Genomic DNA, 26,728 nt, shown 5'->3' with positions numbered 1-26,728 from the left:
GGATCACCGTCCAAGGCCAGGTAGACCAAGGACGGTGAAGATTTCCAAAACCCGGTATCCAGTTGACCGTAAGGCTGCTCCGCTTAAGTGAACAGCATTACCGCCTCGTGCGGGGTTTTTTTTATGCCTGAAACAAACCCAAAACCAGGCGTAACTGCTCAGTGGCACATGGCTTGCTTATATCGAGGCATGCGCTGCAAAGGTGGAGCGCATGATCTGACAATGGCGTCGTTTCTGTTCTGCTTGAAGCAGTCACGGATACGACGCTTTTTTGTGTTGCGAAAGGAACGGGCAATGAGCGATAGCACTCGTCGCAGTGATGTACTTGATTGGGTTAACGGCTCAGACGCACCCGAAAAAAGCGTACTCAACCTGGGGTTTATGGCCCTCACGGATTCAGCATCACTGATAGTGGCAGCAACACAAGGCTTTGCTCAGCCCTACGGGTTGACCTTGAACCTGCAGCGTCAGGCGTCCTGGGCCACGCTGCGCGACAAGTTGCTCAGCACCAAACTCGATGCGGCTCAAGTGCTGTACGGACAAATCTATGGCACGCATCTGGGTATTGGCGGCCCTGCCACAGACATGGCCATTCTCATGGGCCTCAATCAGAACGGTCAGGCCATCAACCTGTCGGCGCAACTGATGCAGGCCGGCGTGACCAATGGCGAGGCACTGCACCAGCACGTGCATCATGACGGTGCAAAACTGACTTTCGCCCAGACCTTCCCAACTGGCACGCACGCCATGTGGCTCTACTACTGGCTGGCCAGCAATGGCATCCATCCACTTGAAGATGTACGCACCGTAGTAGTGCCGCCAGCGCAAATGGTCGAGCATCTGCAGGCGCAGCGCATTGATGGTTTTTGCGCTGGCGGGCCATGGGGCGCAATGGCGGTCGATCAGAATCAGGGTTTTACGGTGGCCACCAGCCAAAGCATCTGGGCCGATCATCCGGAAAAAGTTTTGGGGGTTACCCGCGAATTCGTTGAGCTGTACCCCAATACGGCACGCGCACTGACCATGAGCGTGCTCGAAGCCAGTCGTTTCATTGATGAAAACCCGGAAAACAAACGCAGCACCGCCAAGCTGATCAGCAGCAGCGAATACCTCAATGCGCCGCTGTCGAGTGTCGAGCCGCGCTTTCTCGGGCATTATCAAGACGGCCTCGGCAACGCTTGGGCTGATCCGCATCCGCTGCATTTTCACGCGGGCGGCGCGGTCAACATGCCGTACTTATCAGATGGCATGTGGTTCATGAGCCAGTTTCGCCGCTGGGGCTTGTTGCGTGAAGCCCCCGACTACCTGGCAGTTGCGCAGCAGATACATCAGCTGGATCTGTATCGTCAGGCCGCCACGGCGCTGGACATCAAGATTCCAGCGCCTATGCGCAGCAGCACCCTGATGGACGGCAAGTGCTGGGACGGCCTCGACCCCGAGCGCTACGCCACAAGTTTCGATCTGCATGCCTTGAGCACTCGCTCAGGCATTGCCAACTAACTGGCAGGAGACCGAAGCATGATGCGCGTTCTACTGATAGACGACACCCCGAAAAAAGTCGGACGCCTCAAAGCCGCGCTGATCGAAGCCGGTTTCGAGGTAATCGAAGAGTCCGGTCTGACCATCGACCTGCCCACCCGCGTCGAGGCGGTCAGGCCTGACGTGGTGCTTATAGACAGCGACTCACCGGGCCGGGATGTCATGGAGCAAGTGGTACTGGTCAGCCGCGACCAGCCACGACCGATTGTGATGTTCACCGATGAACACAACCCGGCGGTTATGCGTCAGGCGATTCAGTCTGGCGTGAGTGCTTATATTGTCGAGGGTATTCACGCCCAGCGCCTGCAACCGATTCTTGATGTGGCAATGGCGCGCTTCGAGAGTGATCAGGCGCTGCGTGCGCAGTTGCACGCCCGCGACGCTCAACTGGCCGAACGCAAGCGAATCGAACTGGCCAAAGGCCTGCTCATGAAGATGAAGAGTTGCGATGAGGAAGCGGCCTATACCCTGATGCGCCGCCAGGCCATGAGCCGCCAGCAAAAACTGATTCAGGTGGCTGAGCAGATCATCGCGATGAACGACCTGCTCGGCAGTTAGCGGCTGTTATCGATCATAAACTGTACCGGCAAAATAGTGACTGCTGCGTTGCGATACACAGTCACGCGGCGCTGTCAGCGTTCGGGCAACCTTTTGCGCGGCAGCGCAAGCGTACGGTCATCTCTGGGTCGGCCCGACTGTGTGGCAAGGCCAGCCGGCGTTTCGCCTTAGGAGCAACACTGGCCTGTAGCTAATGCCTCTGCATGCCCCGCGCTAGACAAGCCGCTCAGGCTCGCATATCTTTGCATCCAGGCCGCCGCACCGGCCAGCGTCGCTCGGACGGTTCCGGGCGCTTACGTACTTCGAGGTTTCAATGGCTGAGCAAGCTAAGCGCCGCTTTGCGCGCATCGATCGTCTCCCCCCTTACGTTTTCAACATTACTGCCGAACTGAAAATGGCTGCTCGTCGCCGTGGCGAAGACATCATTGATTTCAGCATGGGCAATCCCGACGGCCCGACGCCGCCGCACATTGTTGAAAAACTCTGCACAGTTGCTCAACGCGAAGACACCCACGGGTACTCCACTTCACGCGGTATTCCGCGCCTGCGCCGGGCTATTTCGCGCTGGTACGCGGATCGCTATCAAGTGGATATCGACCCGGAAGATGAGGCCATCGTCACCATCGGCTCCAAAGAAGGCCTGGCGCATTTGATGCTCGCCACCCTGGACCATGGCGACACGGTACTGGTGCCAAATCCCAGCTACCCAATCCATATCTACGGCGCGGTATTGGCAGGTGCGCAGGTACGTTCAGTACCGCTGGTGCCAGGCGTGGATTTTTTTGCCGAGCTTGAACGCGCCATTCGCGAATCGATCCCGAAGCCGAAGATGATGATTCTGGGCTTCCCGTCAAACCCCACGGCGCAGTGCGTAGAACTGGATTTCTTTGAGCGCGTAGTTGCGCTGGCCAAGCAGTACGATGTGCTGGTGGTGCATGATCTGGCGTATGCCGATATCGTTTATGGCGGCTGGAAAGCGCCATCGATCATGCAAGTGCCTGGCGCCAAGGATGTTGCGGTTGAGTTCTTCACCCTGTCGAAAAGCTACAACATGGCAGGCTGGCGCATCGGCTTCATGGTCGGCAACAAAGAGCTGGTGAATGCCCTGGCGCGCATCAAGAGTTATCACGACTACGGCACCTTCACCCCGCTGCAAGTTGCTGCGATTGCAGCCCTTGAGGGTGATCAACAATGTGTGCGTGATATCGCCGAACAATATCGCCAGCGCCGCAACCTTATGGTCAAAGGCCTGCACGAAATGGGCTGGATGGTCGAGAACCCTAAAGCCTCGATGTACGTCTGGGCCAAGATACCGCAGCCGTATGCAGCCCTGGGATCGCTGGAATTTGCCAAGAAACTGCTGGCCGAAGCCAAGGTGTGCGTATCGCCCGGGATCGGCTTTGGCGACTATGGCGATGACCATGTGCGCTTTGCCCTGATCGAAAATCAGGACCGAATCCGTCAGGCCCTGCGCGGCATCAAGAACATGTTCCGCGCCGATGGATTAATCCAGCCCCCCGCCACCAAGCCGCGTAAAGCTTCGGACGACTGAAGCACCAGCGCAATGCATCCTGCTGGCACCACCCGCCAGCAGGGTTTCAGCTTGAGTAATCCAGCACGGTCCATACCCGACTCAAGCCCTCACCAATCACACACGACGAATCAGCCAACTGCTTGTTGTAGTGCAACGACATCAGGCTGGTTGCACCGTCTGCTGCATCTTCGCGTTCCGTCAGCCACTGCACACGCCCGCAATTGGGGGTGTCGATCACATAGCTGGCCGCCACCGCCGTTACCGGACTGTCGAGATGTATGGCGCCGATAACCGTACCGTGCTCCTCAACTCGCACACCGTCGGCGACCAGTACGGCCCACGCCTCGTCGTTATCGATCACTAGGTAATTACCGTTGGCCTTCGGGCCTTCAACCTGCGGCTGCGCGCAGCCCATCAGTAAGGCCGACAGCAAAATTGTCATAAGTATTTGTTGCATTGCTCGTGTACCTCCACCTTGTTCCGAACATCTGGATGGGGCGACATTGCTGCTTGAGTGAGAGCATTTGCCGCCAGCGTGGAGATACTAAAGCTCAATACTGTTTATTTGTACAGTACTTTTGCATTATCCTTTGATCCTCGAACTGACACACCCGCAGCCAGGCAGGTGGTTCTTCTTTCAGCGCCGACCGGAGCAAAATCATGCAGGATGTAATGCAACTCAAGTCCTTAGTAAACCGGATGAGCCTCGATAAAATCCGTGCGACAGTCGATGAATTGCACCTTGAGGGGATCGTCACCGAAGGCAAAACCCCATTCAACCGGGTTCACTTCAACACCTGCTTTGCAGAAATAGAGGCGCTGCTGCAACGCGGGGGGTATCACAAGCCGTTGGATGTGGTGGGTTATCAAGGGCTGGCCTATGCCATGTTCGACCCCACCCGCTGGGATGCGGTAGAAGTACTGCGTTGGCTCAAGGACTTCGTCGAAGAGCCGCGCATGTGCCCGGCAAATTGAGTCGCCGATAAGGGGCTCAAACTCTATACTCGCGCGCTGGAGCGCGATTGCATGGCACCAATGCGCTGCCGTGCAATCGCCAGAGCGGGTCCTTTTCACCTCACAAATAAGATTAGATAACTTTCCTATCAATTTGATATTTAAGTAACTTACATCCAACTCTAAGCATTCACTTTAAATGCTCAATATCCCTCAATCAGTCTAACTGCGGCGTAATGCACTGCCGACATTCCCTCAAAGCCACGTACAATATCGCGCATTGCGTTATGCCTAACCGCCGCCCTTGCGAGAATCATCATGGCCCGACTGACCCTGCAATTTCCTGAACACCAATACTGCTACAGCACCCAGCTGACCGTACGGGTGACCGATATCAACGCGGCCAACCACCTTGGCAACGATTCGATGATTTCCATGATCTCCGAGGCGCGAGCGCGTTTTCTGTTCGAGTTCGGCATTGGCGAACCTGGCACTGAGGGTGCCGGTATTATCGTGACGGACCTTGCGACCACTTACCGCAATGAAGCCCATGCCCGCGATCAGTTGCTGTTTGAGGTCGGCGTTATGGACTTCAACAAATACGGCGGCGATATCACCTTCCGTATCACCCGCCCTGCCGACAACGCGCTGATTGCGATGGCTAAATCGGGCTTTGTGTTTTTTGACTACGTGGCCTCATCCGTCGTGCGCATGCCGGCAGACTTCAAAGCCAAATTCCCTCAAGTGAATTGGGTTGACTGACTGAAATTATTTTTCAGTCCCGCCGTGACAAAGCGTGATTGCTCTGCTACGCCTAACACAATAATCATAAATGTACGGGGGAATCACAATGTCAGCTATGCGCAGCCACCTTCGCCAAGCCGGATTCATGTCCAACGTTCTGGCTATCGTCTTACTCACCGCTCCGCTCCCCACCCATGCACAAAACACTACAGGTAGTGCAACGAGTAGCAGTGAGACAGTAACTGTGGCCACTCACAGCCGACAGGCGGAGCGCCAATCCATCGCCCGCTAAGCCACTTGGCATCACCCCGCGCGCAGCGTTTGTCGGAACATTACGCCATACGCTGCAGCGCACCCCTCACGCACTTTTTCGTGCGCTGCTCACGCTTCTTGCACCGCTTTAAATCACCGCACTTCACAGGCAAGCCATACAAACCGCTCTAGCGCGGCACTTGGCAATATTGGCTCATGTTTTGCTTTGGCTAACTGCAGGTAGCCAAAGGCGGTTGCCACCCTACGACAAAGACGTCGCCTCAGCTTTACGCAATTTGCGTTTGGTTGATGCGGCGTTTTTTGCGTTTTACCCCAGCGATCGGGGCTTGCACAACCGGCCAGCACGGCGCGTTGTGCCCGTTACTCAATAACCCTGTTGTGGCTTTAAGCCACGGTGACGCACTTGTGCGACGCACCGTCAGGGCGCAACCGCCATTTTGACGTTGTTGGTCGGATTCGCCCACGGTCATTAATTGCTGATGAGGTGTTCGATGAATACAAGCTTCTGGAAAGCGGGCCACACACCCACGCTGTTCTCTGCATTTCTGTATTTTGACCTGAGTTTCATGGTCTGGTATCTGCTCGGGCCACTGGCGGTACAGATTGCTACCGATCTCGAACTGACCACCCAACAACGCGGGTTGATGGTCGCCACGCCGATTCTCGCCGGCGCAGTTTTGCGCATCGTCATGGGCCTGTTGGCGGATCGCTTATCGCCCAAAACCGCTGGCTTGATTGGCCAGGTGATTGTTATCACCTCGCTGTTTGCTGCATGGCAAATCGGCATCGAAACGTATGAGCACGCCATCCTGCTGGGGCTGTGTCTGGGCGTTGCGGGTGCCTCCTTCGCTGTCGCCCTGCCGCTGGCCTCGCAATGGTATCCGCCAGAGCATCAGGGCAAAGCCATGGGTATTGCCGGCGCCGGGAACTCTGGCACCGTGCTGGCCGCCATCTTCGCGCCGGCATTGGCCGCCATGTTTGGCTGGCAGAATGTGTTTGGCTGGGCGCTGATTCCACTGGTTATCACGCTGGTGGTGTTTGCCCTGCTTGCCAAGAACTCACCGAACCGGCCTAAGCCGAAAGCGCTGGCCGATTACATGAAGGCGCTGGGTGACCGTGACAGCTGGTGGTTCATGTTCTTCTACAGCGTCACATTCGGCGGCTTTATCGGCCTTGCCAGCGCCCTGCCGGGCTACTTCAGCGACCAGTACGGCCTCAATCCGGTGACGGCTGGCTACTACACGGCCGCCTGCGTGTTTGCCGGCAGCCTGCTACGCCCTCTTGGCGGCGCGTTGGCTGATCGTATTGGTGGCATACGCGCACTGTTGATGATGTACACGGTCGCCGCGGTCTGCATCGCAGCCGTGGGTTTCAACTTGCCAAGTTCGGCGGCCGCACTGGCCCTGTTTGTCTGCGCCATGCTTGGGCTGGGCGCGGGTAACGGCGCTGTCTTCCAATTGGTACCGCAGCGCTTCAGCAAGGAGATCGGGGTAATGACCGGCCTCATCGGCATGGCAGGTGGCGTCGGTGGATTCCTGCTTGCAGCAGGCCTTGGCGCCATCAAGCAACACACCGGCGACTATCAGCTGGGCCTCTGGTTATTTGCCAGCCTCGGCATTCTGGCCTGGTTCGGTCTCTACGGGGTCAAGCAACGCTGGCGCACCACTTGGGGCTCTGCTGCATTCACCGCAGCACGGGTCTGATGAGTTGCTGCCCCGCACGCTAGCCCGTTTGATGGTGCCGCGTGCGGGGCAGCGCTCGTTTCGTTATCAAAAATTGCCGAGGTAACTGTGGCATTGCAATTATCGTTTGGTGAAGCCAGTGCAACCGGGCCACGTGCGGAGAATCAGGATGCCATGCGCATCGTCACGCCCGCGCCTGCCTTGGCTGAAAGCAAAGGCCACCTGTTCGCATTGGCAGACGGTGTAAGCCAGTGCGCAGACGGCCAGCTTGCTGCGCAGGCGACCCTGCAAGCGCTGGCACTTGATTACTACGCGACGCCTGAAACCTGGTCGGTTAACCAAAGCCTCGACCGCGTGCTGATTGCCCACAATCGCTGGCTACAGGCCAACGGTGGCGGCCAACCCCTGCTCACCACTCTGAGCGCGCTGGTGGTGCGCGGTCGGCGCTTCACGCTTGCGCACATCGGTGACTGCCGTGTTTACCGCTGGTTCGCCGGCAAGCTTGAGGTGATCAGCCAGGATCATGTCTGGCAGCAGTCGGGCATGCAGCATGTGCTCAAGCGGGCGATGGGCCTGGATCAGCATGTGATCATCGACTATCTGGACGGTGAGCTGCGCCAAGGAGAGAGCTTTCTGCTGCTCACAGACGGCGTGTGGGCAACGCTAAGCGACAACACCATTGCAAGCATACTGCATGATGCCAGCGAGCCTGAGGCGGCCGTGCAGGCGCTCATACACGCAGCTCACCTTGCGGGCAGCCAGGACAATGCCAGCGCAATGATGGTCAACATCGAAACACTGCCCGAGACTCACCTCGCCGACACACTGGCGCAGTTGCATCAGTGGCCCGCCCCTCCCGTTTTACAGCCCGGTAAAGAGTTCGAAGGCTGGCACGTAGAAGACCTGCTACATCAGTCGCGCCAATCACTGATGTACCGCGTGCGCGACAAACAGGGCCAGCACTGGCTGTTGAAAACCCTGCCCGCCAACCGTGCGGATGAACCGCAGGCAGCCCCCGCATTGTTGCTCGAAGAGTGGTTTTTGCGCCGTGTAGCGGGCAGCCATTTTGCCGAAGTGCACCCGTTACCTCAGCGCCAGCATCTGTATTATCTGCAACGCCAATACACCGGGCATACCCTTGCCGAAATGCTCAAAGCCGATGGTCCCCTGAGCCTGGCCGATTGGCTGCGTATTGCGCCAAGGCTGATCAAGGCACTGGGCATGCTGCACCGGCGTAATATCATTCACCGCGACATCAAGCCGGAAAACATTCTTTGCTGCGATGACGGTGAGGTGCGCATTATCGACTTTGGCTTGGCCTTCTGCCCCGGCTTGTCGCCGGTCGAGACGACAACCGTGGCGGGCACACCGAGCTATATCGCCCCCGAGGCCTTCAACGGTGCTGCCCCAAGCGCCAGCCAGGACATTTTCGCAGCCGGCGTTACGCTGTATCAGGCGCTCACCGGCCATTACCCGTATGGCGAGATTGAAGCCTTCCAACGCCCGCACTTCAAACAACCGACGGCGGCCAGCCGTTATCGCCCGGACCTGCCGGCCTGGGTCGATCAGCAGTTGCTGCATGCCATTTGTGCAGACCCGGATGAGCGTTTCGAGACGGCTGAGCAGTGGTTGCTTGAGCTTGAGCATGGCGAGCGCCAGTCACTGGCTATTCGCCCCCGGCCATTACTGGAGCGCGAGCCGCTGGCTGTATGGCGGACAGTAGCGCTAATCGCACTGGCGCTTAACGTGGTGCTGTTCATTGCTGTACTGCGCTGATTCACGCACCAAAAGCAGCCATACCGCATTAAAGCAGTGCAAAAAGCCCGTAAAAATCAAACCGTCTGACCTTCAGCGCCCTTAAAAACAGCGGCTTGGGGAATTGGCACGGTAACTGCTTTAAGGAATTCACAATTTAAATAAAGCGCGATCTTCAACGAAGAAGACTGCACTTCCCGACAGAACGGGACTTGGACAAAGGCGTCCTCGCTAGGCAACTAGCGGGACGCCTTTTTTGTTTTCCGTGATTTTTATGCAGGAGATCGTCCGCATGAAAAAGCTAAAACTGGTTCTCATCGGTAACGGCATGGCCGGGATACGCACGCTGGAAGAGCTGCTGAAGCTCGCACCGGACATGTACGAAATAACTGTATTTGGTGCCGAGCCGCACCCCAACTACAACCGCATTCTGTTGTCGCCGGTGTTGGCCGGCGAGCAAACATTTGATGAGATCGTCCTCAACGACCTCAACTGGTACAGCGACAACGGCATCAATCTGCTGCTGGGCCGCAAAGTGGTCGAGATCAATCGCAAGCAGCGCCATGTCATCGCCAGCGATGGCACCGTGGCCGAATATGATCGTTTGCTGATTGCCACCGGCTCAACGCCGTTCATCCTGCCGGTGCCCGGCAGCAAACTCGAAGGCGTGATCGGCTACCGCGATATCGCCGACACCCAAGTGATGATGGAAACCGCCAAGACCCACAGCCATGCCGTTGTAATCGGTGGCGGCCTGCTGGGGTTGGAAGCTGCCAACGGACTCAAGCTGCGCGGAATGGATGTAACCGTGGTGCATATCGGCGAATGGCTGATGGAACGCCAGCTCGACCGCAATGCCGGTGAGTTGCTGCAGCAATCGCTGAGCGAACGCGGCCTGAAATTCCTGCTGCCCAAGCACACCGCCGAATTGCTCGACAACGGTGACGGCCGCGTCTGCGCGGTGAAATTTACCGATGGCGATGTGATCGCCGCGGATCTGGTGGTGATGGCGGCCGGGATTCGGCCGAACACCGAACTGGCGGAAAAATCCGGGATTGCCTGCAACCGCGGAATTTTGGTCAACGACACGCTGCAAACGTTCGATCCGCGGGTTTACGCCATCGGCGAATGCGCCAGCCATCGTGGGATTGCCTATGGTCTGGTAGCGCCGCTGTTTGATCAGGCAAAAGTCTGCGCCAACCATTTAGCGCAACTCGGCTTCGCCCGATATCAAGGCTCCGTCACCTCGACCAAACTCAAGGTAACCGGCATCGACTTGTTCTCGGCTGGCGAGTTCATGGGCGGCGAAGGCACCGAGACCATCACCCTGTCAGACCCGATCGGTGGCGTTTACAAGAAGCTGGTGATCAAGAACGATCAACTGATTGGTGCGTGCCTGTACGGCGACACGGCAGACGGCGGCTGGTACTTCCGCCAGATCCGCGAGCTGCAGAATATCAGCCAGACCCGTGATCACCTGATGTTTGGCGAAAACGCGATTGGCGATGTCGGTCACCAAGGTCAGGACAAAACCGCCAACATGCCCGATACCGCCGAGGTCTGCGGCTGCAACGGTGTATGCAAGGGCACCATCGTCAAGGCTATTCAGGAGAACGGCCTGTTCAGTGTTGATGACGTAAAGAAGCACACCAAGGCTGCCAGTTCGTGCGGCTCATGCGCCGGGCTGGTCGAACAGATCCTTATCAGCACCGTTGGCGGCGCGGCGGACGTAAAGCCCAAGAGCGAGAAAGCTATTTGCGGCTGCAGCGACAGCACCCATGGTCAGATCCGTCAGGCCATCCGTGAGCACCACCTCACCAGCATCGTGGCCGTACAACAGCACCTGAACTGGAGCACGCCCAATGGCTGTGCAACCTGCCGCCCCGCGCTCAACTACTACCTGATCTCAACCTGGCCGGGCGAGGCAATCGACGATGCACAGTCGCGCCTGATCAACGAGCGCGCTCACGCCAACATCCAGAAAGACGGCACCTATTCCGTTGTTCCGCGCATGTGGGGCGGTGTAACCAGCGCAGCGGAATTACGCCGCATCGCCGATGTGGCCGACAAATACCAGGTGCCAATGGTCAAGGTTACCGGCGGTCAACGCATCGACCTGCTGGGCATCAAGAAAGATGACCTGCCAAACGTCTGGAAAGAGTTGGATATGCCGTCCGGCCACGCTTACGGCAAATCCATCCGCACCGTGAAAACCTGTGTCGGCAGCGAGTTCTGTCGATTCGGCACGCAAAACTCCACGCAAATGGGCATCGATCTTGAGCATGACCTTTTCAACATGTGGTCACCGCACAAGGTCAAACTTGCTGTTTCGGGTTGTCCGCGCAACTGCGCCGAGGCCGGCATCAAGGATGTCGGGATTATCGGCGTCGACTCCGGCTGGGAGATGTATATCGGTGGTAACGGCGGGATCAAGACTGAAGTAGCCGAGTTCTTCGTCAAACTTAAAACAGCCGAGGAAGTGCGTGAATACAACGGCGCCTTTCTACAGCTTTACCGCGAAGAAGCGTTTTATCTGGAGCGCACCGTGCACTACCTGCAACGGGTCGGCATGGACTACATCAAACAAGCCGTTATTGAAGATGCCGAAAACCGCAAAGCGCTGAACGAGCGACTGCAGTACTCGCTGTCGTTTGAACAAGACCCGTGGAAACAGCGAATAGAAACACCGCAGTTGAAAAAAGAATTCCAACGTATTCCTGTAACCGTCGTTGAAGAGGTGCCGGTATGAGCTGGCTGGATATATGCGCCCTCGAAGAGATCAATCCACTGGGCTCGCGCATCGTGCTCGGCCCGAGCGGTGATATCGCCGTGTTCAGGACCGCTGATGATGAAGTCTTTGCCCTGGACGATCGCTGCCCGCATAAAGGCGGCCCACTCTCTCAGGGCCTGATTTATGGCAAGCGCGTCTCATGCCCGCTGCATAACTGGCAGATCGAACTGGAGTCTGGCGAGGCATTAGCGCCAGACCAAGGCTGCGCGCATCGGCATGAGGCCAAAGTTGAAAACGGTCGCGTGCTATTGGCACTGCGCAACTGAGCCGCAACGTTAAGCTTTTGGGAGATACGGCCATGGCCACGACAACTACCGCGTCTACCTGCTGTTATTGCGGTGTTGGCTGTGGCGTTCTGATCGAGCACGACGGCGACAAAATAGTCGACGTTAGAGGCGATCCGGAACACCCTGCCAACTTTGGAAAGCTCTGCAGCAAAGGCTCGACTTTGCACCTTACTGGCGACCTCGACGCACGCGGTTTGTATCCGGAGCTGCGCTTGGGCAAACAACTTGCGCGGGCGCGTACTTCATGGGATGAAGCGCTGGACCACGCCGCCAGTGTATTCGCCGAGACTATTCGCGAGCATGGCCCCGACAGTGTCGCCTTCTATGTATCGGGGCAACTACTAACCGAAGACTATTACGCGTTTAACAAGTTGGCGCGCGGTCTTATTGGCACTAACAACATCGACAGTAACTCTCGCCTGTGCATGTCTTCGGCAGTTGTCGGTTACAAGCGCAGCCTGGGAGCGGATGCACCGCCGTGCAACTATCAGGACATTGAACTGAGCGACTGCATCGTGATTGCAGGCAGCAACATGGCCTATGCGCATCCGGTGCTGTTCCGGCGACTGGAAGAAGCCAAAGCGGCCAAACCTGACATGCGCGTTATTGTCATCGACCCACGGCGTACCGACACCTGTGATCTGGCCGATATGCATGTGGCCATTCTTCCAGGCACTGACGTAGCACTGTTTCATGGCATCTTGCATATCCTGATGTGGGAAGGCTGGATTGATCGAAACTACATCGAACAACACACCGACGGTTTCGACGCATTAAAACAGTTAGTCCGCAACTACACGCCGGGCGTGGTTGCCGAGATCTGCGGCATCTCGCTGGAGCAGTTACAGCAGTGCGCGCAGCTGATTGGCAAAGCCGAAAACTTCTTGTCGTTGTGGTGCATGGGCCTTAATCAATCGAGTTCCGGCACTGCCAAGAACAGCGCCTTGATTAACCTGCACTTGGCGACTGGGCAAATTGGCAAAGCTGGCGCGGGGCCTTTCTCGCTGACCGGCCAACCCAATGCCATGGGCGGGCGTGAAACCGGCAGCCTGAGCAACCTTCTGCCCGGCCACCGCGAAGCGGCCAATGCAGATGATCGCCAAGCTGTTGCTGATTACTGGGGCGTCGAAAGCCTGCCCAGCTCGCCGGGCCTGAGCGCTATTGAGCTGTTTGAGCAAGTTAACGCCGGCAAGATCAAAGCCCTGTGGGTCGCCTGCACCAATCCCGCACAATCGTTACCAGACCAGCACAACGTGCAAAAAGCCTTGGCAAGTTGCCCGTTCGTGGTGGTGCAAGAGGCGTTCTTCACTACCGAAACCTGCGCCTTCGCTGACTTGCTGCTACCGGCAGCAAGCTGGGGCGAAAAGGCCGGCACAGTGACCAACTCGGAACGCCGCATCAGCCATGTGCGCCGCGCGGTATCTGCCCCAGGCGCTGCCCGCCCGGACTGGGCAATTACCACCGACTTCGCTCGGCGGCTGGAACAGCGCTTACGCCCCGGCATGCCCGGACTGTTTGAATTTGAAAGTGAAGAACAACTGTTCGAGCAATACAAACAGCTAACCGCTGGTCGTGATCTGGACATCAGCGGACTCACTTACAGCCTGCTTGATGAAATTGGCCCGCAGCAGTGGCCCTTCCCTGCTGGCGCACAGCACGGAACCGCTCGGCTGTATAGCGACGGGAAGTTCGCCACGGCCAACGGTCGGGCACAATTTGTCAGCGAAGCTTACGCGGCGCCGAAAGAGAAGCGCGATGCACGCCATTCACTCACGCTCAATACCGGACGCCTGCGCGATCACTGGCACGGTATGAGCCGAACCGGCAACGCGGCCCGGCTGTTCGGCCATGTGCAAACAGCTGCATTGTCTGTACATCCGGATGAATTACGCCGTCGCCGCCTGCAAGACGGTGACTTGGTAAGAGTAAGCAGTCGCCGCGGAAAACTGGTGGTTGCCGTGCAAGGCGACGACTCGGTCCGCAGCGGCCAGGCCTATTTGCCGATGCATTGGGGCGATCGGTTTCTCAAAGGGCTCGGCACCAATGCACTGACATTACCAGCCGTGGACCCGCTTTCCCGCCAGCCCGAACTGAAGCATTGCGCCATCAATATAGAAAAAGCTGATTTGCCCTGGCAGTTATTTGCCTTGATCGAAGGCAACGTCCAACAGCGCTTTAGCCAGTTACGGCCGCTGTTCGAATCATTCAGCTATGCCAACTTCGCCCTCACCGGCCGCGACCGCCCAGCTCTGATGATTTCCGCCGCGAACGAGCAAGCGCCGAACAGCGTGCTCCTGGCCAAGATCGACCAACTGCTGGCCGTTGATAATGGGCCGGTACTTGCCTACGACGATCCGGTGCGGGCGGTCGGCAAACGGGTGCGCATCGAACAGGGTCGCATCACCTCTATTCGCCTCGCCGGTGAAACGGCTGCACGCCATTGGCTTAAGGATTTATGGAACAAGGGCCAGGCCGACGAATCATTGCGGCGCTGGCTACTGGCCCCGCTATCGGCAGCGCCTGGCACGGTATCAATCGAATCCTCCAAAACCCTGTGCAACTGCATGAATGTCAGCCTGCAGCAGGTCAATTCGGCCATCGCTGGCGGCGCCGATCTTGCGCAGCTGAAAACCCAGCTGGGTTGCGGCACAAGTTGTGGTTCGTGCATCCCGGAGATTAATCAGCTGCTGCGCAACCATCACTGCGCACTCAGCGCTTAAGCACTTTTTAGCGACTTTGGAGTAGAGCCCATGAAAGGCAAAGTCTGGTTAGTTGGCGCAGGTCCGGGTGATCCGGAGCTGCTGACCCTCAAGGCAGTGCGCGCACTGTCGATGGCAGATGTGGTACTGATTGATGATCTGGTCAATCCTGCCGTGCTTGAGCACTGCACAAATGCACGCGTGTTGCCGGTTGGTAAACGCGGCGGTTGTCGTTCAACACCGCAGGCATTCATCCAACGGTTGATGCTGCGCTACGCGCGTCAAGGCAAATGCGTTGTCCGGCTCAAGGGTGGAGATCCGTGCATTTTTGGTCGGGGCAGCGAAGAGGCAGAGTGGCTTAAGGACCGCGCTATCGACGCCGAGATCGTCAACGGCATTACCGCCGGGCTCGCAGGCGCGACCAACTGTTCAATTCCACTGACACTGAGAGGTGTTGCACGTGGCGTCACGCTGGTAACCGCCCACACTCAGGATGACAGCAGCCTGAACTGGCAAGCATTGGCGCAGTCGGGCACAACGCTGGTGGTATACATGGGTGTGGCCAAACTTGATGAGGTTGCCAGCAGCTTGATCGCCGCCGGTATGCGCAGCGACATGCCGGTCGCCATGATTGAAAGCGCCTCATTGCCCGAACAACGGGAATGCCGTTCAAATCTGGCGCAGATGAGCCAGAGCGCCAAGGCATTCGAGTTGAAAAGCCCCGCGATCCTGGTAATTGGCGAAGTGGCGCAAACAGCCATGGCGTCAATTGCAGCGCAGGCCTGATGCACTAAACAGCAAATTATGCGCATAAAAAAACCCGGCCGAAGCCGGGTTTTTTTACAAGCTTACAACCAATTACTTGGCTTCAGCTTCTACAGCAGCTTCTACGCGACGGTTTACAGCGCGGCCGTCAGCAGTAGAGTTGTCAGCAACTGGGCGGGACTCGCCGTAGCCAACAGCGTCAACACGCTCGCCACCTACACCGTACTGGTTAACCAGAACGTCACGAACAGCGGTAGCACGCTTCTCGGACAGGCTCTGGTTGTAAGCGTCAGTACCGACGGAGTCAGTGTGACCTTCAACAGTGGTGGTAGTTTGTGGGTACTGATTCATGAAATCAGCCAGGTTTTTGATGTCTGTGTAGCTTTCTTCTTTAACCTGAGACTTGTCGAAATCGAATTTAACGTCGAGTTCAACACGAACGATTTCAGCAGGCTCTTCAACAACTGGAGCTGGCTCTGGCTCAACAACTGCTGCTGCAACTACTGGAGCTGCGCCGCCGAAGTTCAGACCGACACCAACACCGGCTTGCCATTCAGTGTCACCCTGGTCGATGTTGTACAGAGCATCAACGCCTGCACGTGCATAGAACATTTCGGTGAAGTAGTACTTGGCGCCAGCGCCAATGGTAGCCAGAGTGGAGCTGTTACGGCCACCAGCAACAGTGTTGCTGATGCTCTGGTGGGCGAAGCCGCCAGATACGTATGGACGCAGACCGGCGCCAGGCTCACCAAAGTGGTACAGGGCTTTAAGGTCAGTCTGGTTGCCTTTGATGTCCTTGTTACCCAGAGCGGAGTCGCCGTTCAGGCTGTGGTATTCGCCGTAAGCCAATGCCAACTCGACGTCCTTGGTCAGGAAGTAACCAATGGAACCGCCGTACTCACTGCCTTCGTCGTGTGCATAGTTGCGTGACGAGTCGGTGAAGTATTCGTTAACAAAGCCTTCCACCTCGACTGCGCCTTGGCCTTGAGCCAGCACGCCCATGGAAGAAGCAGCGACAAGTGAGCCAACAGCTATGCCTAAGGTGTTTTTCAGTTTCATCCGTAAATCCCCATCTTGGTGATTGATTGAAATGCGTGAATCTATTCCACACAAATCTGCGACGAGCTTATCAGAACTCGTCATTACGCAAAAGAAAATTTGCACTCGCACTAACTTTCGGTAATACCTGCAAACTTCTCTCGTAATTTATCCAGCGCCCGCTTGTATCGCATTTTAGTAGCGCTCAAGCCCATGTGCATTATATCTGCGATCTCCTGAAACTCGAGCTCTGCGACAAAGCGTAGCACTAAAATTTCTCTGTCAATTGGATTTACATGCACTAACCATCGATCCAATCCAACAGGGTCTTCAACTTTCGGCGCCTTTTCATCTGACGCCTCTTCCAGCGGGTCCAAACTTAGAGCATCCATCAACCGACGTTTACGGCGCTCTTTGCGGTACTGGGTAATACATTCGTTGTAAGTGATGCTATAAAGCCATGTTTTGAATTTAGACTTCCCTTCGAAACTCTTCAAACCATATAAGACTTTTAGCATTACCTCCTGACAGACATCATCCGCATCACGTTCGTTCCCTAAATATCGCGAACACACGTTAAAAAGTGTTCGCTGATAACGACGCATCAGCTCTTCGTAGGCACGCGTTATGTGAAACAACTCACCGTGTGCACGCACAACCAGCTCTTCATCGGTGAGCTCGCGAGGATCGTAACGCTGTGACGTTTGTTGAGTATTATTCAAAGCGAGTTTAGCCAACTTCAGGGCAAAATCGAAAACAGCCAGACCTGACCAGGACCGGCTGATGGCTCAGGTTAGCAGGGATCTGCAGATTTAACGACTGCTTACCCGCTGATCTAGGAGTGTACGGTTGGCTATCGACACCAATTCACCTTCGTCTGTCAGCAACAGGGTCTTCACCGTACCGATTTCCTCGATCACACCTTCAATGTCAGCGACCTGAACGCTCTGCCCCACTTGGTACAACTCACGCACATAAATACCCGCAAGGATCTGGCCGGCAATTTCACGGCTACCCAAGCCCAGGGCAAGCGCGACTGCCAGCCCCACCGAAATCAGTACAATTGCAATGACGTTATTGAGCAAGTCGGTTTTGACTTCGAGCTGACCAATAGCCACGGAGATGCTGATGATAATGACCAGACCCTGAGCGATACGGCCCAGACCACCGGCATAATCAAGCCCGACTCCATCGGCTGCGCCACGCACGATGCCACTGACCAGATGAGCAAGCAGCACACCAACCACCAGCACCAATGCGGCGCCAAATACTTTGGGCAGGTACAAGGCCAACACATCAAGGGTCGCGGAGACGCGCTCAAGCCCAAGCGACTCGGCCGCCGAAACCAGGAAAATCAACAACACGAACCAGTAGACAATGCGCCCGATAAGCGTTGAAACGGGCGCATGAATACCGGCCCGCGCAAGAATCTTGGTCAGGCCAGTGCCGGCCATGAGCCGATCGAGACCGAGTTTGCCGAGTAATTTTGACAATAAGGTGTCGAGCAACTTGGCAACCACAAAACCCAGCAGCACCAGAATAAGGGCAACAAACAGGTTGGGAATAAAGCCGGCAACCTTGGTCCAGAGTGCTGTCATTGCAGCCACCAGGCTTTGAGTCCAGGGATCGAGTTCCATTTCAGTCAGCCTTATTTGTCGTACGAGCGGTAGCCGAGCGCCGCGAAACCGGGGCGACGTGAGCTGAACCGTTATTCAGGGCCATCATTACCGCGCCGACCCAATTGCCCATCAATGCGAAAAGATCTCCCGCACCGACCTGCCGGTTGGCTGTCTTGAGCACGCGATGAAGGCACGCGTCATCGTCACGACTCGACGAGGGCGTGTTCAACAAATCGCGGAGTGAATCTTCAAATGGGTCGCGCATCAATTACCTCATCAGGTGTGCATATCTAGATGCACGAAAATCGTCACAAGTCACATCAGACCCATTTCAACCGGCGGAATAACCACCATTGGCCGACCGCCAGCACCGCCATAATCGAGCAGGCGATGGCAAATCCGTAGTGATTATCGGCCCACGGAATTCCGCCGACATTGATGCCGAGCAAGCCGGTGAGAAAACTCATCGGCAGAAAGACCCCGGTGATAATCCCGAACCGGTACATGATCCGGTTCATGCGAATGTCCATTTGCCGACTTTCGGCTTCGAGCAATAAGCTCAGGCGCTCACGGTTGAGGTCGAGCTCTTCCAGATAACGGGTCAGGCGGTTGTGCAATTCATTCCAGTAATCACTGTCATCCTCAACGAACCAGGGCTGCTGATTACGTGCAAGTTGCGCAAATATTTCGCGTTGCGGGGCCAGAAAGCGGCGCAGGTTGGCAGCACGGCGACGCGCCTGCAGCAACAAGCCATGGTCCGGAGTGAAGGCCGGGTCGTTATCGAGCAGGTCTTCCTGCTCATCAACCTCTTCAGACAACTCGGTAACCAGCAGCTCAACCTTGTCGGTCAGATAATCCGCCATTGCCAGCAGCAACTCGGACGAGGTTTTCGGCCCCTTCCCGGCATGCAGGTCTGCAATCACGCTTTCAGTGGCACGCAACGGCCGCAAGCGCAAAGAAATGGCCCGGCGCGCATCCGCAAAAATACGCAGCGACACCATGTCCTCAGGCTCAGCGCCGGGATTGAGATTCAATCCCCGCAGGAACAGCAGAAGCTCATTGTCCGGCAATGTCAGCAGGCGCGGCCGGGTATTTTCCTCAAGCAGCAGGTCGCACGAAAACTGGCTGAGCCCGCTTTCATAGCGCAACCACTGCTGAGTATCCGGATGGCTTCGATCCCAGTGCAACCAGAGGCTTTCTTTCTCCTCCAATTGCAAACTGACCACCTGCTCCCATTCAAGCGGGCGACCGCCGCCCAAGCCATCGAGCAAATAGGCGTGAACAAGCCCCACGGTTGAGGCCTTATCCGCATTCATCCCTGAGCTCCCCCATCTGCTGGCAATGTTGTCTTAATTTTTATCTTACTCAGGCATCTGCAATGCGACAGGCGATACGATGATGCCGTTGTTGTCTGCATAGACAAACTCACCCGGGCGGAACGTAACGCCGCCGAATGTCACTGTGACGTTGAGATCGCCGATGCCGCGCTTATCCGTTTTCATCGGATGGCTTGCCAGCGCCTGAATACCCAGATCGGTTTGTGCCAGTACATCAACATCCCGCACACAGCCGTAAATAACGATGCCTTCCCAACCATTTTTGGCAGCCTTTTCGGCCAGCATGTCGCCCAGCAACGCGCGGCGCAGGGAACCGCCACCGTCGACGACCATGACCTTGCCTTTGCCCGGCTGATCGACCTGCTCTTTGACAATGGAGTTGTCTTCAAAGCACTTGATAGTGACAATTTCACCGCCGAAGGAATCATGACCACCGAAGTTGCTGAACATCGGCTCTACGACCTGAACCTGTTCAGGGTAGGCGTCACACAAATCTGGAGTGATGTAATGCATAAGAATGCTCCTCTGGAAGATGGTTTGGAAAACGTGGCAGGCGCAATCAAGTCGCCCGCATAACGTCCGATTAACAGCACAATGTAAAGTCAGGACACCCGGTAACGCAATCCGCCAGCGCCACCGGACAACTTCAGGCCTGGCATTGCGTGATCCAGTTCAGCAGCAATGGCCAGACTTCCTGCTGCGCAGTCTTACTCACCAGCATCTCTATGTGCCCGTAATCCGTCGCGTAGCCATCAGCCTTGCTCAGCTGAATGAATTCACGAGCAGACGAGCCGAACTGCTCAAGCAACTTGCGGCACGCCCAGGGCGGATCCTGTTTGTCCCCTGCCCCCGCGACAGCTATCACCGGCAAACTGACGCTGCTCAGGCCCTGCCACCAATTGCGCTCGGCATCACCAAAGCGACCGAACAGGCCATGCCAGCGCAACGCTTCAATCGCTAAACCAATCGGCTCGTCTTCCGGGCCGCGCTTTAGACGTGAGCCCGACAACACTTCAAAACGCTTAAGCACAAAGCGCCCAACCCACTGCACCGGTGGCACCTTGAGCAGCCAATAATTGCGACTGACTTGACTGCCGCACAAAGCAACCGATGCGATTTGAGAAGGCTCCATGTAAGACCCACCCAATGCTGCCGCCAGTGTCGTACCGCCCAACGAGTGACCGATCCAGTGTGCTGGACGGGCATTTTGCTCATAAATGAAGTCACTGATAGCAGGCAAATCGTAACGCGCATAATCGCCAACGCAGTTGCTTTGATAACTCTGATTGCGAGGCGACAGGCCGTGACCACGCATCTCGGCAATCCACACATCAAACCCTGCTCGCGCCAGATACGGCCCCAAGCCAATACATTTTGGGGAATACCAGAAGCGTCGGTTAGAAAAGCTGCCATGCAGCAGGACCACAGGTATACCGCTGGTGTTGGCAAATCCTGCATTACCCAAACGCGTCAGGGCAATCTCGACACTGCGATCCGGGCTGTTGCCAGGTTTTAACCGATAAACATCCTCACTAAGATCACCGCGATTTTCGGCGCTTACCAAGGCGACAGGGAACAGCTTGCTGCTACTTTGCATTTTCAACCTGACACAAAAAAGGGCGGAAGAACCCGCCCTTAATCAATTGTATTGAAGGGTTATCAGCCTTGCTGGCCTTCGGCAAGGAAGAACCATGTATCCAATACAGAGTCCGGGTTGAGCGAGACACTTTCGATGCCCTGCTCCATCAGCCAGCGTGCCAGATCAGGGTGATCGGATGGGCCCTGACCACAGATACCGATGTATTTGCCGGCCTTGTTACAGGCTTCAATCGCATTAGCCAGAAGCTTCTTGACCGCAGGATTACGCTCGTCAAACAGATGGGCGATGATCCCGGAGTCACGGTCGAGGCCCAGCGTCAGCTGAGTCAAGTCGTTCGAACCAATGGAGAAGCCATCGAAGAACTCGAGGAACTCTTCAGCCAGAATGGCGTTGGATGGCAATTCGCACATCATGATGATCTTCAGACCATCCTGACCACGGGCCAGACCGTTCTGCGCCAACAGATCAATAACCTGACTGGCTTCGCCCAGGGTACGTACGAACGGCACCATGATTTCGACGTTGGTCAAACCCATCTCGTTGCGTACTTTCTTCAGCGCACGGCATTCGAGTTCGAAGCAGTCGCGGAAGGCTTCGCTGATGTAACGCGAGGCGCCACGGAAACCCAGCATCGGGTTTTCTTCTTCCGGCTCGTACAGCTTGCCACCGATCAGGTTGGCGTATTCGTTGGACTTGAAGTCGGACAGGCGCACGATGACCTTTTTCGGCCAGAACGCTGCTGCCAGGGTACTGATACCTTCAACCAGCTTCTCGACGTAGAAGTTGACCGGATCGTCGTAACCGGCGATGCGCTTCTCTACGCTTTCCTTGATATCCGCTGGCAAGCCGGCGAAATTCAACAAAGCCTTGGGGTGCACGCCAATCATGCGGTTGATGATGAACTCAAGACGCGCCAGACCTACACCTGCGTTTGGCAGCTGAGCGAAGTCGAAAGCACGATCCGGGTTACCGACGTTCATCATGATCTTGAACGGCAGATCTGGCATCGCCTCAACCGAGTTCTTGCGGATGTCGAAGCCCAGCTCACCTTCAAAGATAAAGCCGGTGTCGCCCTCAGCGCACGAAACGGTGACGCCCTGGCCATCCTTGAGCAGTTGAGTCGCGTTGCCACAACCCACTACAGCAGGAATACCCAGCTCACGTGCGATAATCGCGGCGTGACAGGTACGGCCACCACGGTTGGTAACGATCGCGCTTGCGCGCTTCATGATCGGCTCCCAATCCGGATCGGTCATGTCCGAAACAAGCACATCACCCGGCTGAACCTTGTCCATTTCAGCGATATCGTTGATGACACGCACCTTACCAGCGCCGATCTTCTGGCCAATTGCGCGGCCTTCAACCAGAACAGTACCGGTTTCTTTCAGCAGGTAGCGCTCCATCACGGTGGCGCTGGCACGGCTCTTAACGGTTTCAGGGCGAGCCTGAACGATGTACAGCTTGCCGTCATCACCATCTTTGGCCCACTCGATGTCCATCGGACGCTCGTAGTGCTTTTCAATGATCATGGCCTGCTTGGCCAGTTCGCTGACTTCTGCATCACTGAGGCAGAAACGCGCACGATCAGCGCGGTCCACATCAACAACCTTGACCGACTTGCCGGCTTTGGCTTCGTCACCGTAGATCATTTTGATGGCTTTGCTGCCGAGGTTACGGCGCAGGATCGCAGGGCGACCAGCCTCAAGGGTATTTTTGTGAACGTAGAATTCGTCAGGGTTTACAGCGCCCTGCACCACAGTCTCGCCGAGGCCGTAGGCGCCGGTAATAAACACGACGTCACGGAAACCGGATTCGGTATCAAGGGTAAACATCACGCCAGCGGTGCCAGTTTCCGAACGGACCATGCGCTGAACGCCGGCAGACAAGGCGACCAATTTGTGGTCAAAGCCCTGGTGCACGCGGTAAGCAATAGCGCGGTCGTTAAACAGCGATGCAAACACTTCCTTGGCCGCACGGATGACGTTATCGACGCCACGGATATTGAGGAAGGTCTCTTGCTGACCGGCGAATGAGGCGTCCGGCAGGTCTTCTGCGGTTGCCGATGAGCGTACGGCAACAGCCATATTGCTGTTATCGCCAGCCATTTCAGCAAACGCTTTGCGGATTTCGCTGTCCAAACGCTCAGGGAACGGAGCTTCCATGACCCACTGACGAATCATGGCGCCGGTTTTAACCAGCTCGTTAACGTCATCAACGTCGAGCGCGTCGAGTGCCTCGTGAATTTTTGCGTTGAGGCCGCTCTGCTCAAGGAAGTCACGATACGCTTGCGCAGTAGTGGCGAAACCGCCAGGAACCGAAACACCGGCGCCGGCAAGATTGCTGATCATCTCGCCCAGGGAGGCGTTCTTGCCCCCTACGTGCTCAACATCGTGGACGCCGAGCTTATCGAGGGAAACTACGTACTCTACCAAGGTGATCTCTCCACTAAAGGTATTGGAAAAGCTCAGGAGCTGGGCAATCGCAGCAAAGGGAATATGCCTGATTGTGGCCGGGCCCTGGAAAATAAGTAACAATGCAGGCTGTTGGGCCTGCTTGAGCGAGGCCTATCATAGCCAAGAAATGTACTCAGCTTAAGGCCCATTGCGCAAATGAAACGAACCGCCTTCTTCATCTCCGATGGTACCGGCATTACAGCCGAAACGCTTGGCCAGAGTCTGTTGGCACAATTCGAGAACATCAGCTTCACTAAACTCACGCGCCCATACATCGACAGCGTGGAAAAGGCGCGCGCCATGGTACAACAAATCAACACGGCTGCCGAGCGGGATGGCACTCGGCCAATTATTTTCGACACCATTGTCAATCAGGATATTCGCGAAATCCTCGCTGAATCCGAAGGTTTCATGATTGATATCTTCTCATCGTTCCTGTCACCGCTCGAACAGGAATTGTCTTCGCACTCCTCCTACTCGGTTGGTAAATCGCACTCCATTGGACACAATTCCAACTACATGGAGCGCATCGAGGCGGTCAACTTCGCCCTCGACAACGATGACGGTGCGCGCACGCATTACTATGACAAAGCGGACCTGATCCTGGTGGGTGTGTCACGCTGCGGCAAAACGCCTACGTGTCTGTACATGGCAATGCAGTATGGCATTCGCGCCGCCAACTATCCGTTGACCGAAGAAGACATGGAACGCCTGCAACTGCCAGCCTCGCTGAAAAAGTATAAAGAGAAGCTGTTTGGCCTGACCATCGACCCAGAGCGCCTGACCGCGATTCGCAACGAGCGTAAGCCCAATAGCCGCTATGCCAGTTACGCCCAGTGCGAGTTCGAGGTGCGTGAGGTCGAGAACCTGTTCCGCCGCGAAAACATCAACTCCATCAACTCAACGCACTTCTCGGTTGAGGAAATCTCGGCAAAAATTCTTGTCGAGAAAGGCGTAGAACGTCGCTTTAAATAACGCGCCAGCGCCAGGCATAAAAAAACCACGACAGCCAAAGCTCGATCGTGGTTTTTTTGCGCATTAATAAATTCAGCTTATCTAGAGCCCTAAAGCTTCAGGTCGCGGTTTGAAGCCTTGATGAACTCACGCTTAAGGTCTTCATAAGTGTGCACGGCTGGAAATTGCGGGAATTCAGCAATTACATTTTGCGGTGCATGGAACAGAATACCGGCATCCGCCTCGCCCAGCATGGTGGTGTCGTTATACGAGTCACCTGCCGCAATCACCCGATAATAGAGACTCTTGAACGCCAGCACCGACTGGCGCTTCGGGTCCTTTTGACGCAACTGATAGCTGACGACCTGATCCTGCTCATTGGTGATCAACTTGTGGCAAAGCAGCGTCGGAAAACCGAGCTGACGCATCAAGGGTTGGGAGAACTCGTAGAAAGTGTCGGACAGAATGACTACCTGGAAACGTTCGCGCAGCCAATCAACAAACTCAACTGCACCCTCGAGTGGCTTGAGGGTGGCGATCACTTCCTGAATATCAGAAAGCTTCAGCCCGTGCTCGTCCAGAATACGCAGGCGCTGCTGCATCAACACGTCGTAATCGGGAATATCCCGAGTGGTCGCTTTAAGCGATTCGATACCAGTTTTCTCGGCGAACGCGATCCAGATTTCAGGAACGAGGACACCTTCGAGGTCGAGACAAGCGATTTCCACAGGATGCTCCAGGATTGTTTTTAGTCGAGGCGGCACTCTAGCGATTTGGTAAACGCCATGCAACGCGTGCTTATACGCAAATATGGCAATAGACATGGCTGAAGGTTATTTAGACGCATAACAGGATTTTGTTACCATCCCCCGCACAAGGTGCCAGACACCACGATAACTAAGGATACAGCCTGATGAACCACCCCTTCGATGTCGCCGAAGCGGCTGCCTCATACGCCAGCAAATCTGCACAAGACATCCTCAAACTGGCCTTCGAGCATTTTGGCGATGATCTCTGGGTTTCGTTCAGCGGCGCAGAAGATGTCGTCCTCGTCGACATGGCCTGGAAACTTAATAAGAACGTCAAAGTATTCAGCCTGGACACTGGGCGCCTGCACCCTGAAACCTACCGGTTTATCGATCAGGTACGTAACCATTACGGGATACAGATCGAGATACTTTCACCGGATGCAGAAACACTGCAGGCCATGGTCAAGGAAAAGGGTCTGTTCAGTTTTTATCAGGACGGCCATTCACAATGCTGCGGCATCCGCAAAACAGCCCCGCTGCGCAAAAAACTTTCGCAAGTACGCGCCTGGGCAACAGGCCAGCGTCGTGATCAGAGCCCTGGCACCCGTAGCCAGGTAGCCGCTGTCGAGATTGATGGCGCGTTTGGCACCGAAGAGAAGCCGCTCTACAAGTTCAATCCGCTGGCACAAATGACCAGCGAAGAGATTTGGGCGTATATCCGCATGCTCGAACTGCCTTACAATGCGCTGCATGAACGTGGCTTTATCAGCATTGGTTGTGAGCCATGCACCCGCCCAGTTCTGCCCAACCAGCACGAGCGCGAAGGTCGCTGGTGGTGGGAAGAAGCAACCCAAAAAGAATGCGGCCTGCATGCTGGCAACTTGATCGCCAAGAACTGACAGCTCACACGCCTGATTCAAAAGCGCTTATGCATGACTGCATAGGCGCTTTTTTATGACCGGCTTTTTATAGATGCAACCTGTACTGGATAGCAACGCCGTGGACTGCGCTGTTTAGCACCGCGCAACGGGGCTAAACAACCTGCGATAGTAGTGGCGCCGCTTTGCTGCCTGCTGCCCGCCGCTTCCGAACACCCGAGCATTTTCCAGCGCACAAAGTAAAACCCCAGACCGTTTACACGATCTGGGGTTTTGGTATAGGCGCTTGACGATGACCTACTCTCACATGGGGAAACCCCACACTACCATCGGCGATGAATCGTTTCACTTCTGAGTTCGGGATGGGATCAGGTGGTTCCAATTCTCTATGGTCGTCAAGCAATTTGTTGAAGCCTCGTCAGGGACGCTGCTTCGAATCGGGTATGTGATGCTTTGTAGTTTCGCAAACTTTCGGTGTTTCTACTTCCAGAGACACACAAACATCAAATTGTTTGGGTG

General features: G+C 55.9%; 23 protein-coding genes and 1 rRNA gene. 13 read left to right on the top strand and 11 right to left on the bottom strand.

Features of this window, described 5'->3' with window-relative positions; genetic code table 11:
• Positions 1–294 precede the first annotated feature (294 nt).
• The 3 genes from FEZ62_RS20150 to alaC all read left to right on the top strand — a co-directional run bounded on the left by FEZ62_RS20150 (position 295) and on the right by alaC (position 3,649).
• Positions 295–1,500 (top strand): CmpA/NrtA family ABC transporter substrate-binding protein, encoded by a 1,206-nt coding sequence (locus FEZ62_RS20150; RefSeq protein ID WP_172929583.1) that lies wholly within the window; start codon positions 295–297, stop codon positions 1,498–1,500.
• A gap of 18 nt (positions 1,501–1,518) precedes the next feature.
• Positions 1,519–2,097, top strand: coding sequence for an ANTAR domain-containing protein (locus FEZ62_RS20145; protein WP_172929582.1), 579 nt, complete (start codon positions 1,519–1,521; stop codon positions 2,095–2,097).
• 313 nt (positions 2,098–2,410) lie between these two features.
• Positions 2,411–3,649, top strand: coding sequence for an alanine transaminase (alaC, locus tag FEZ62_RS20140; RefSeq protein ID WP_172929581.1), 1,239 nt, complete (start codon positions 2,411–2,413; stop codon positions 3,647–3,649).
• Positions 3,650–3,695: 46 nt separating this feature from the next.
• On the opposite strand, the gene FEZ62_RS20135 is transcribed toward alaC, so the two are convergent.
• A complete protein-coding gene (locus FEZ62_RS20135; protein WP_069900143.1) occupies positions 3,696–4,088 on the bottom strand; it encodes a hypothetical protein in 393 nt (130 codons plus the stop codon).
• A gap of 203 nt (positions 4,089–4,291) precedes the next feature.
• On the opposite strand from FEZ62_RS20135, the gene FEZ62_RS20130 reads away from it, so the two are divergent.
• The 8 genes from FEZ62_RS20130 (at position 4,292) to cobA (ending at position 15,602) form a co-directional block, all read left to right on the top strand.
• Positions 4,292–4,606 carry a transcriptional regulator gene (locus FEZ62_RS20130; RefSeq protein ID WP_069900142.1) on the top strand — a complete coding sequence of 105 codons (315 nt, stop codon included), beginning with the start codon at positions 4,292–4,294 and terminating at the stop codon, positions 4,604–4,606.
• Positions 4,607–4,903: 297 nt separating this feature from the next.
• On the top strand, positions 4,904–5,347 hold the full coding sequence (locus FEZ62_RS20125; protein ID WP_069900141.1) for a thioesterase family protein: 444 nt from the start codon (positions 4,904–4,906) through the stop codon (positions 5,345–5,347).
• A 746-nt stretch (positions 5,348–6,093) separates the two neighbouring features.
• Positions 6,094–7,305 (top strand): nitrate/nitrite transporter, encoded by a 1,212-nt coding sequence (locus FEZ62_RS20120; RefSeq protein ID WP_090512231.1) that lies wholly within the window; start codon positions 6,094–6,096, stop codon positions 7,303–7,305.
• An 87-nt stretch (positions 7,306–7,392) separates the two neighbouring features.
• Positions 7,393–9,060 (top strand): protein kinase, encoded by a 1,668-nt coding sequence (locus tag FEZ62_RS20115; RefSeq protein ID WP_172929580.1) that lies wholly within the window; start codon positions 7,393–7,395, stop codon positions 9,058–9,060.
• A 271-nt stretch (positions 9,061–9,331) separates the two neighbouring features.
• Positions 9,332–11,788, top strand: coding sequence for a nitrite reductase large subunit NirB (nirB, locus tag FEZ62_RS20110; protein ID WP_090512236.1), 2,457 nt, complete (start codon positions 9,332–9,334; stop codon positions 11,786–11,788).
• A complete protein-coding gene (nirD, locus tag FEZ62_RS20105) occupies positions 11,785–12,096 on the top strand; it encodes a nitrite reductase small subunit NirD (RefSeq protein WP_069900136.1) in 312 nt (103 codons plus the stop codon). Before nirB ends, nirD begins: the two co-directional genes overlap by 4 nt.
• A gap of 32 nt (positions 12,097–12,128) precedes the next feature.
• Positions 12,129–14,837 (top strand): nitrate reductase, encoded by a 2,709-nt coding sequence (locus FEZ62_RS20100; protein ID WP_172929579.1) that lies wholly within the window; start codon positions 12,129–12,131, stop codon positions 14,835–14,837.
• A 30-nt stretch (positions 14,838–14,867) separates the two neighbouring features.
• Entirely contained in the window at positions 14,868–15,602 is a 735-nt protein-coding gene (cobA, locus tag FEZ62_RS20095; protein ID WP_172929578.1) for a uroporphyrinogen-III C-methyltransferase, read from the top strand.
• A 72-nt stretch (positions 15,603–15,674) separates the two neighbouring features.
• Here cobA and FEZ62_RS20090 read toward each other — a convergent pair whose 3' ends face one another.
• From FEZ62_RS20090 to ppsA, 8 genes are all read right to left on the bottom strand, one after another.
• Entirely contained in the window at positions 15,675–16,640 is a 966-nt protein-coding gene (locus FEZ62_RS20090) for an OmpA family protein (protein WP_172929577.1), read from the bottom strand.
• Between the two features lie 110 nt (positions 16,641–16,750).
• On the bottom strand, positions 16,751–17,341 hold the full coding sequence (gene sigX / locus FEZ62_RS20085) for an RNA polymerase sigma factor SigX (RefSeq protein WP_069900372.1): 591 nt from the start codon (positions 17,339–17,341) through the stop codon (positions 16,751–16,753).
• A 90-nt stretch (positions 17,342–17,431) separates the two neighbouring features.
• On the bottom strand, positions 17,432–18,256 hold the full coding sequence (locus FEZ62_RS20080) for a mechanosensitive ion channel domain-containing protein (RefSeq protein WP_069900132.1): 825 nt from the start codon (positions 18,254–18,256) through the stop codon (positions 17,432–17,434).
• 1 nt (position 18,257) lies between these two features.
• Complete coding sequence (locus FEZ62_RS20075; RefSeq protein ID WP_069900131.1) at positions 18,258–18,503, bottom strand: CrfX protein; 246 nt, start codon at positions 18,501–18,503, stop codon at positions 18,258–18,260.
• 55 nt (positions 18,504–18,558) lie between these two features.
• On the bottom strand, positions 18,559–19,554 hold the full coding sequence (locus FEZ62_RS20070; protein WP_069900130.1) for a CorA family divalent cation transporter: 996 nt from the start codon (positions 19,552–19,554) through the stop codon (positions 18,559–18,561).
• A 45-nt stretch (positions 19,555–19,599) separates the two neighbouring features.
• Positions 19,600–20,088 (bottom strand): ribonuclease E activity regulator RraA, encoded by a 489-nt coding sequence (gene rraA / locus FEZ62_RS20065; RefSeq protein WP_069900129.1) that lies wholly within the window; start codon positions 20,086–20,088, stop codon positions 19,600–19,602.
• A gap of 133 nt (positions 20,089–20,221) precedes the next feature.
• Positions 20,222–21,172, bottom strand: a complete 951-nt coding sequence (locus FEZ62_RS20060) for an alpha/beta fold hydrolase (RefSeq protein ID WP_172929576.1) — start codon at positions 21,170–21,172, stop codon at positions 20,222–20,224.
• A gap of 62 nt (positions 21,173–21,234) precedes the next feature.
• Positions 21,235–23,607, bottom strand: a complete 2,373-nt coding sequence (ppsA, locus tag FEZ62_RS20055) for a phosphoenolpyruvate synthase (RefSeq protein WP_150549350.1) — start codon at positions 23,605–23,607, stop codon at positions 21,235–21,237.
• A 177-nt stretch (positions 23,608–23,784) separates the two neighbouring features.
• On the opposite strand from ppsA, the gene FEZ62_RS20050 reads away from it, so the two are divergent.
• Complete coding sequence (locus FEZ62_RS20050) at positions 23,785–24,603, top strand: pyruvate, water dikinase regulatory protein (RefSeq protein ID WP_069900126.1); 819 nt, start codon at positions 23,785–23,787, stop codon at positions 24,601–24,603.
• An 89-nt stretch (positions 24,604–24,692) separates the two neighbouring features.
• Here FEZ62_RS20050 and thrH read toward each other — a convergent pair whose 3' ends face one another.
• The gene (thrH, locus tag FEZ62_RS20045; RefSeq protein ID WP_090512255.1) at positions 24,693–25,310 is read right to left on the bottom strand and encodes a bifunctional phosphoserine phosphatase/homoserine phosphotransferase ThrH; all 618 of its coding nucleotides are present in this window, start codon (positions 25,308–25,310) and stop codon (positions 24,693–24,695) included.
• A 185-nt stretch (positions 25,311–25,495) separates the two neighbouring features.
• On the opposite strand from thrH, the gene FEZ62_RS20040 reads away from it, so the two are divergent.
• Complete coding sequence (locus FEZ62_RS20040) at positions 25,496–26,230, top strand: phosphoadenylyl-sulfate reductase (RefSeq protein WP_069900124.1); 735 nt, start codon at positions 25,496–25,498, stop codon at positions 26,228–26,230.
• A gap of 263 nt (positions 26,231–26,493) precedes the next feature.
• Here the strand turns inward: FEZ62_RS20040 and rrf are convergent.
• A 5S ribosomal RNA gene (rrf, locus tag FEZ62_RS20035) occupies positions 26,494–26,609 on the bottom strand.
• Positions 26,610–26,728 lie beyond the last annotated feature (119 nt).

This window comes from Pseudomonas sp. MS19 (assembly GCF_013277615.1).
Taxonomy (GTDB): domain Bacteria; phylum Pseudomonadota; class Gammaproteobacteria; order Pseudomonadales; family Pseudomonadaceae; genus Aquipseudomonas; species Aquipseudomonas marincola.
This window is presented reverse-complemented; position numbering and strand designations above follow the sequence as displayed.

Coding starts and splice junctions, on each gene's coding strand:
- FEZ62_RS20150 (WP_172929583.1), top strand. CDS start 295: ATGAGCGATAGCACTCGTCGCAGTGATGTACTTGATTGGGTTAACGGC.
- FEZ62_RS20145 (WP_172929582.1), top strand. CDS start 1,519: ATGATGCGCGTTCTACTGATAGACGACACCCCGAAAAAAGTCGGACGC.
- alaC (WP_172929581.1), top strand. CDS start 2,411: ATGGCTGAGCAAGCTAAGCGCCGCTTTGCGCGCATCGATCGTCTCCCC.
- FEZ62_RS20135 (WP_069900143.1), bottom strand. CDS start 4,088: ATGCAACAAATACTTATGACAATTTTGCTGTCGGCCTTACTGATGGGC.
- FEZ62_RS20130 (WP_069900142.1), top strand. CDS start 4,292: ATGCAGGATGTAATGCAACTCAAGTCCTTAGTAAACCGGATGAGCCTC.
- FEZ62_RS20125 (WP_069900141.1), top strand. CDS start 4,904: ATGGCCCGACTGACCCTGCAATTTCCTGAACACCAATACTGCTACAGC.
- FEZ62_RS20120 (WP_090512231.1), top strand. CDS start 6,094: ATGAATACAAGCTTCTGGAAAGCGGGCCACACACCCACGCTGTTCTCT.
- nirB (WP_090512236.1), top strand. CDS start 9,332: ATGAAAAAGCTAAAACTGGTTCTCATCGGTAACGGCATGGCCGGGATA.
- nirD (WP_069900136.1), top strand. CDS start 11,785: ATGAGCTGGCTGGATATATGCGCCCTCGAAGAGATCAATCCACTGGGC.
- FEZ62_RS20100 (WP_172929579.1), top strand. CDS start 12,129: ATGGCCACGACAACTACCGCGTCTACCTGCTGTTATTGCGGTGTTGGC.
- cobA (WP_172929578.1), top strand. CDS start 14,868: ATGAAAGGCAAAGTCTGGTTAGTTGGCGCAGGTCCGGGTGATCCGGAG.
- FEZ62_RS20090 (WP_172929577.1), bottom strand. CDS start 16,640: ATGAAACTGAAAAACACCTTAGGCATAGCTGTTGGCTCACTTGTCGCT.
- FEZ62_RS20080 (WP_069900132.1), bottom strand. CDS start 18,256: ATGGAACTCGATCCCTGGACTCAAAGCCTGGTGGCTGCAATGACAGCA.
- FEZ62_RS20075 (WP_069900131.1), bottom strand. CDS start 18,503: ATGCGCGACCCATTTGAAGATTCACTCCGCGATTTGTTGAACACGCCC.
- FEZ62_RS20070 (WP_069900130.1), bottom strand. CDS start 19,554: ATGAATGCGGATAAGGCCTCAACCGTGGGGCTTGTTCACGCCTATTTG.
- rraA (WP_069900129.1), bottom strand. CDS start 20,088: ATGCATTACATCACTCCAGATTTGTGTGACGCCTACCCTGAACAGGTT.
- FEZ62_RS20060 (WP_172929576.1), bottom strand. CDS start 21,172: ATGCAAAGTAGCAGCAAGCTGTTCCCTGTCGCCTTGGTAAGCGCCGAA.
- FEZ62_RS20050 (WP_069900126.1), top strand. CDS start 23,785: ATGAAACGAACCGCCTTCTTCATCTCCGATGGTACCGGCATTACAGCC.
- FEZ62_RS20040 (WP_069900124.1), top strand. CDS start 25,496: ATGAACCACCCCTTCGATGTCGCCGAAGCGGCTGCCTCATACGCCAGC.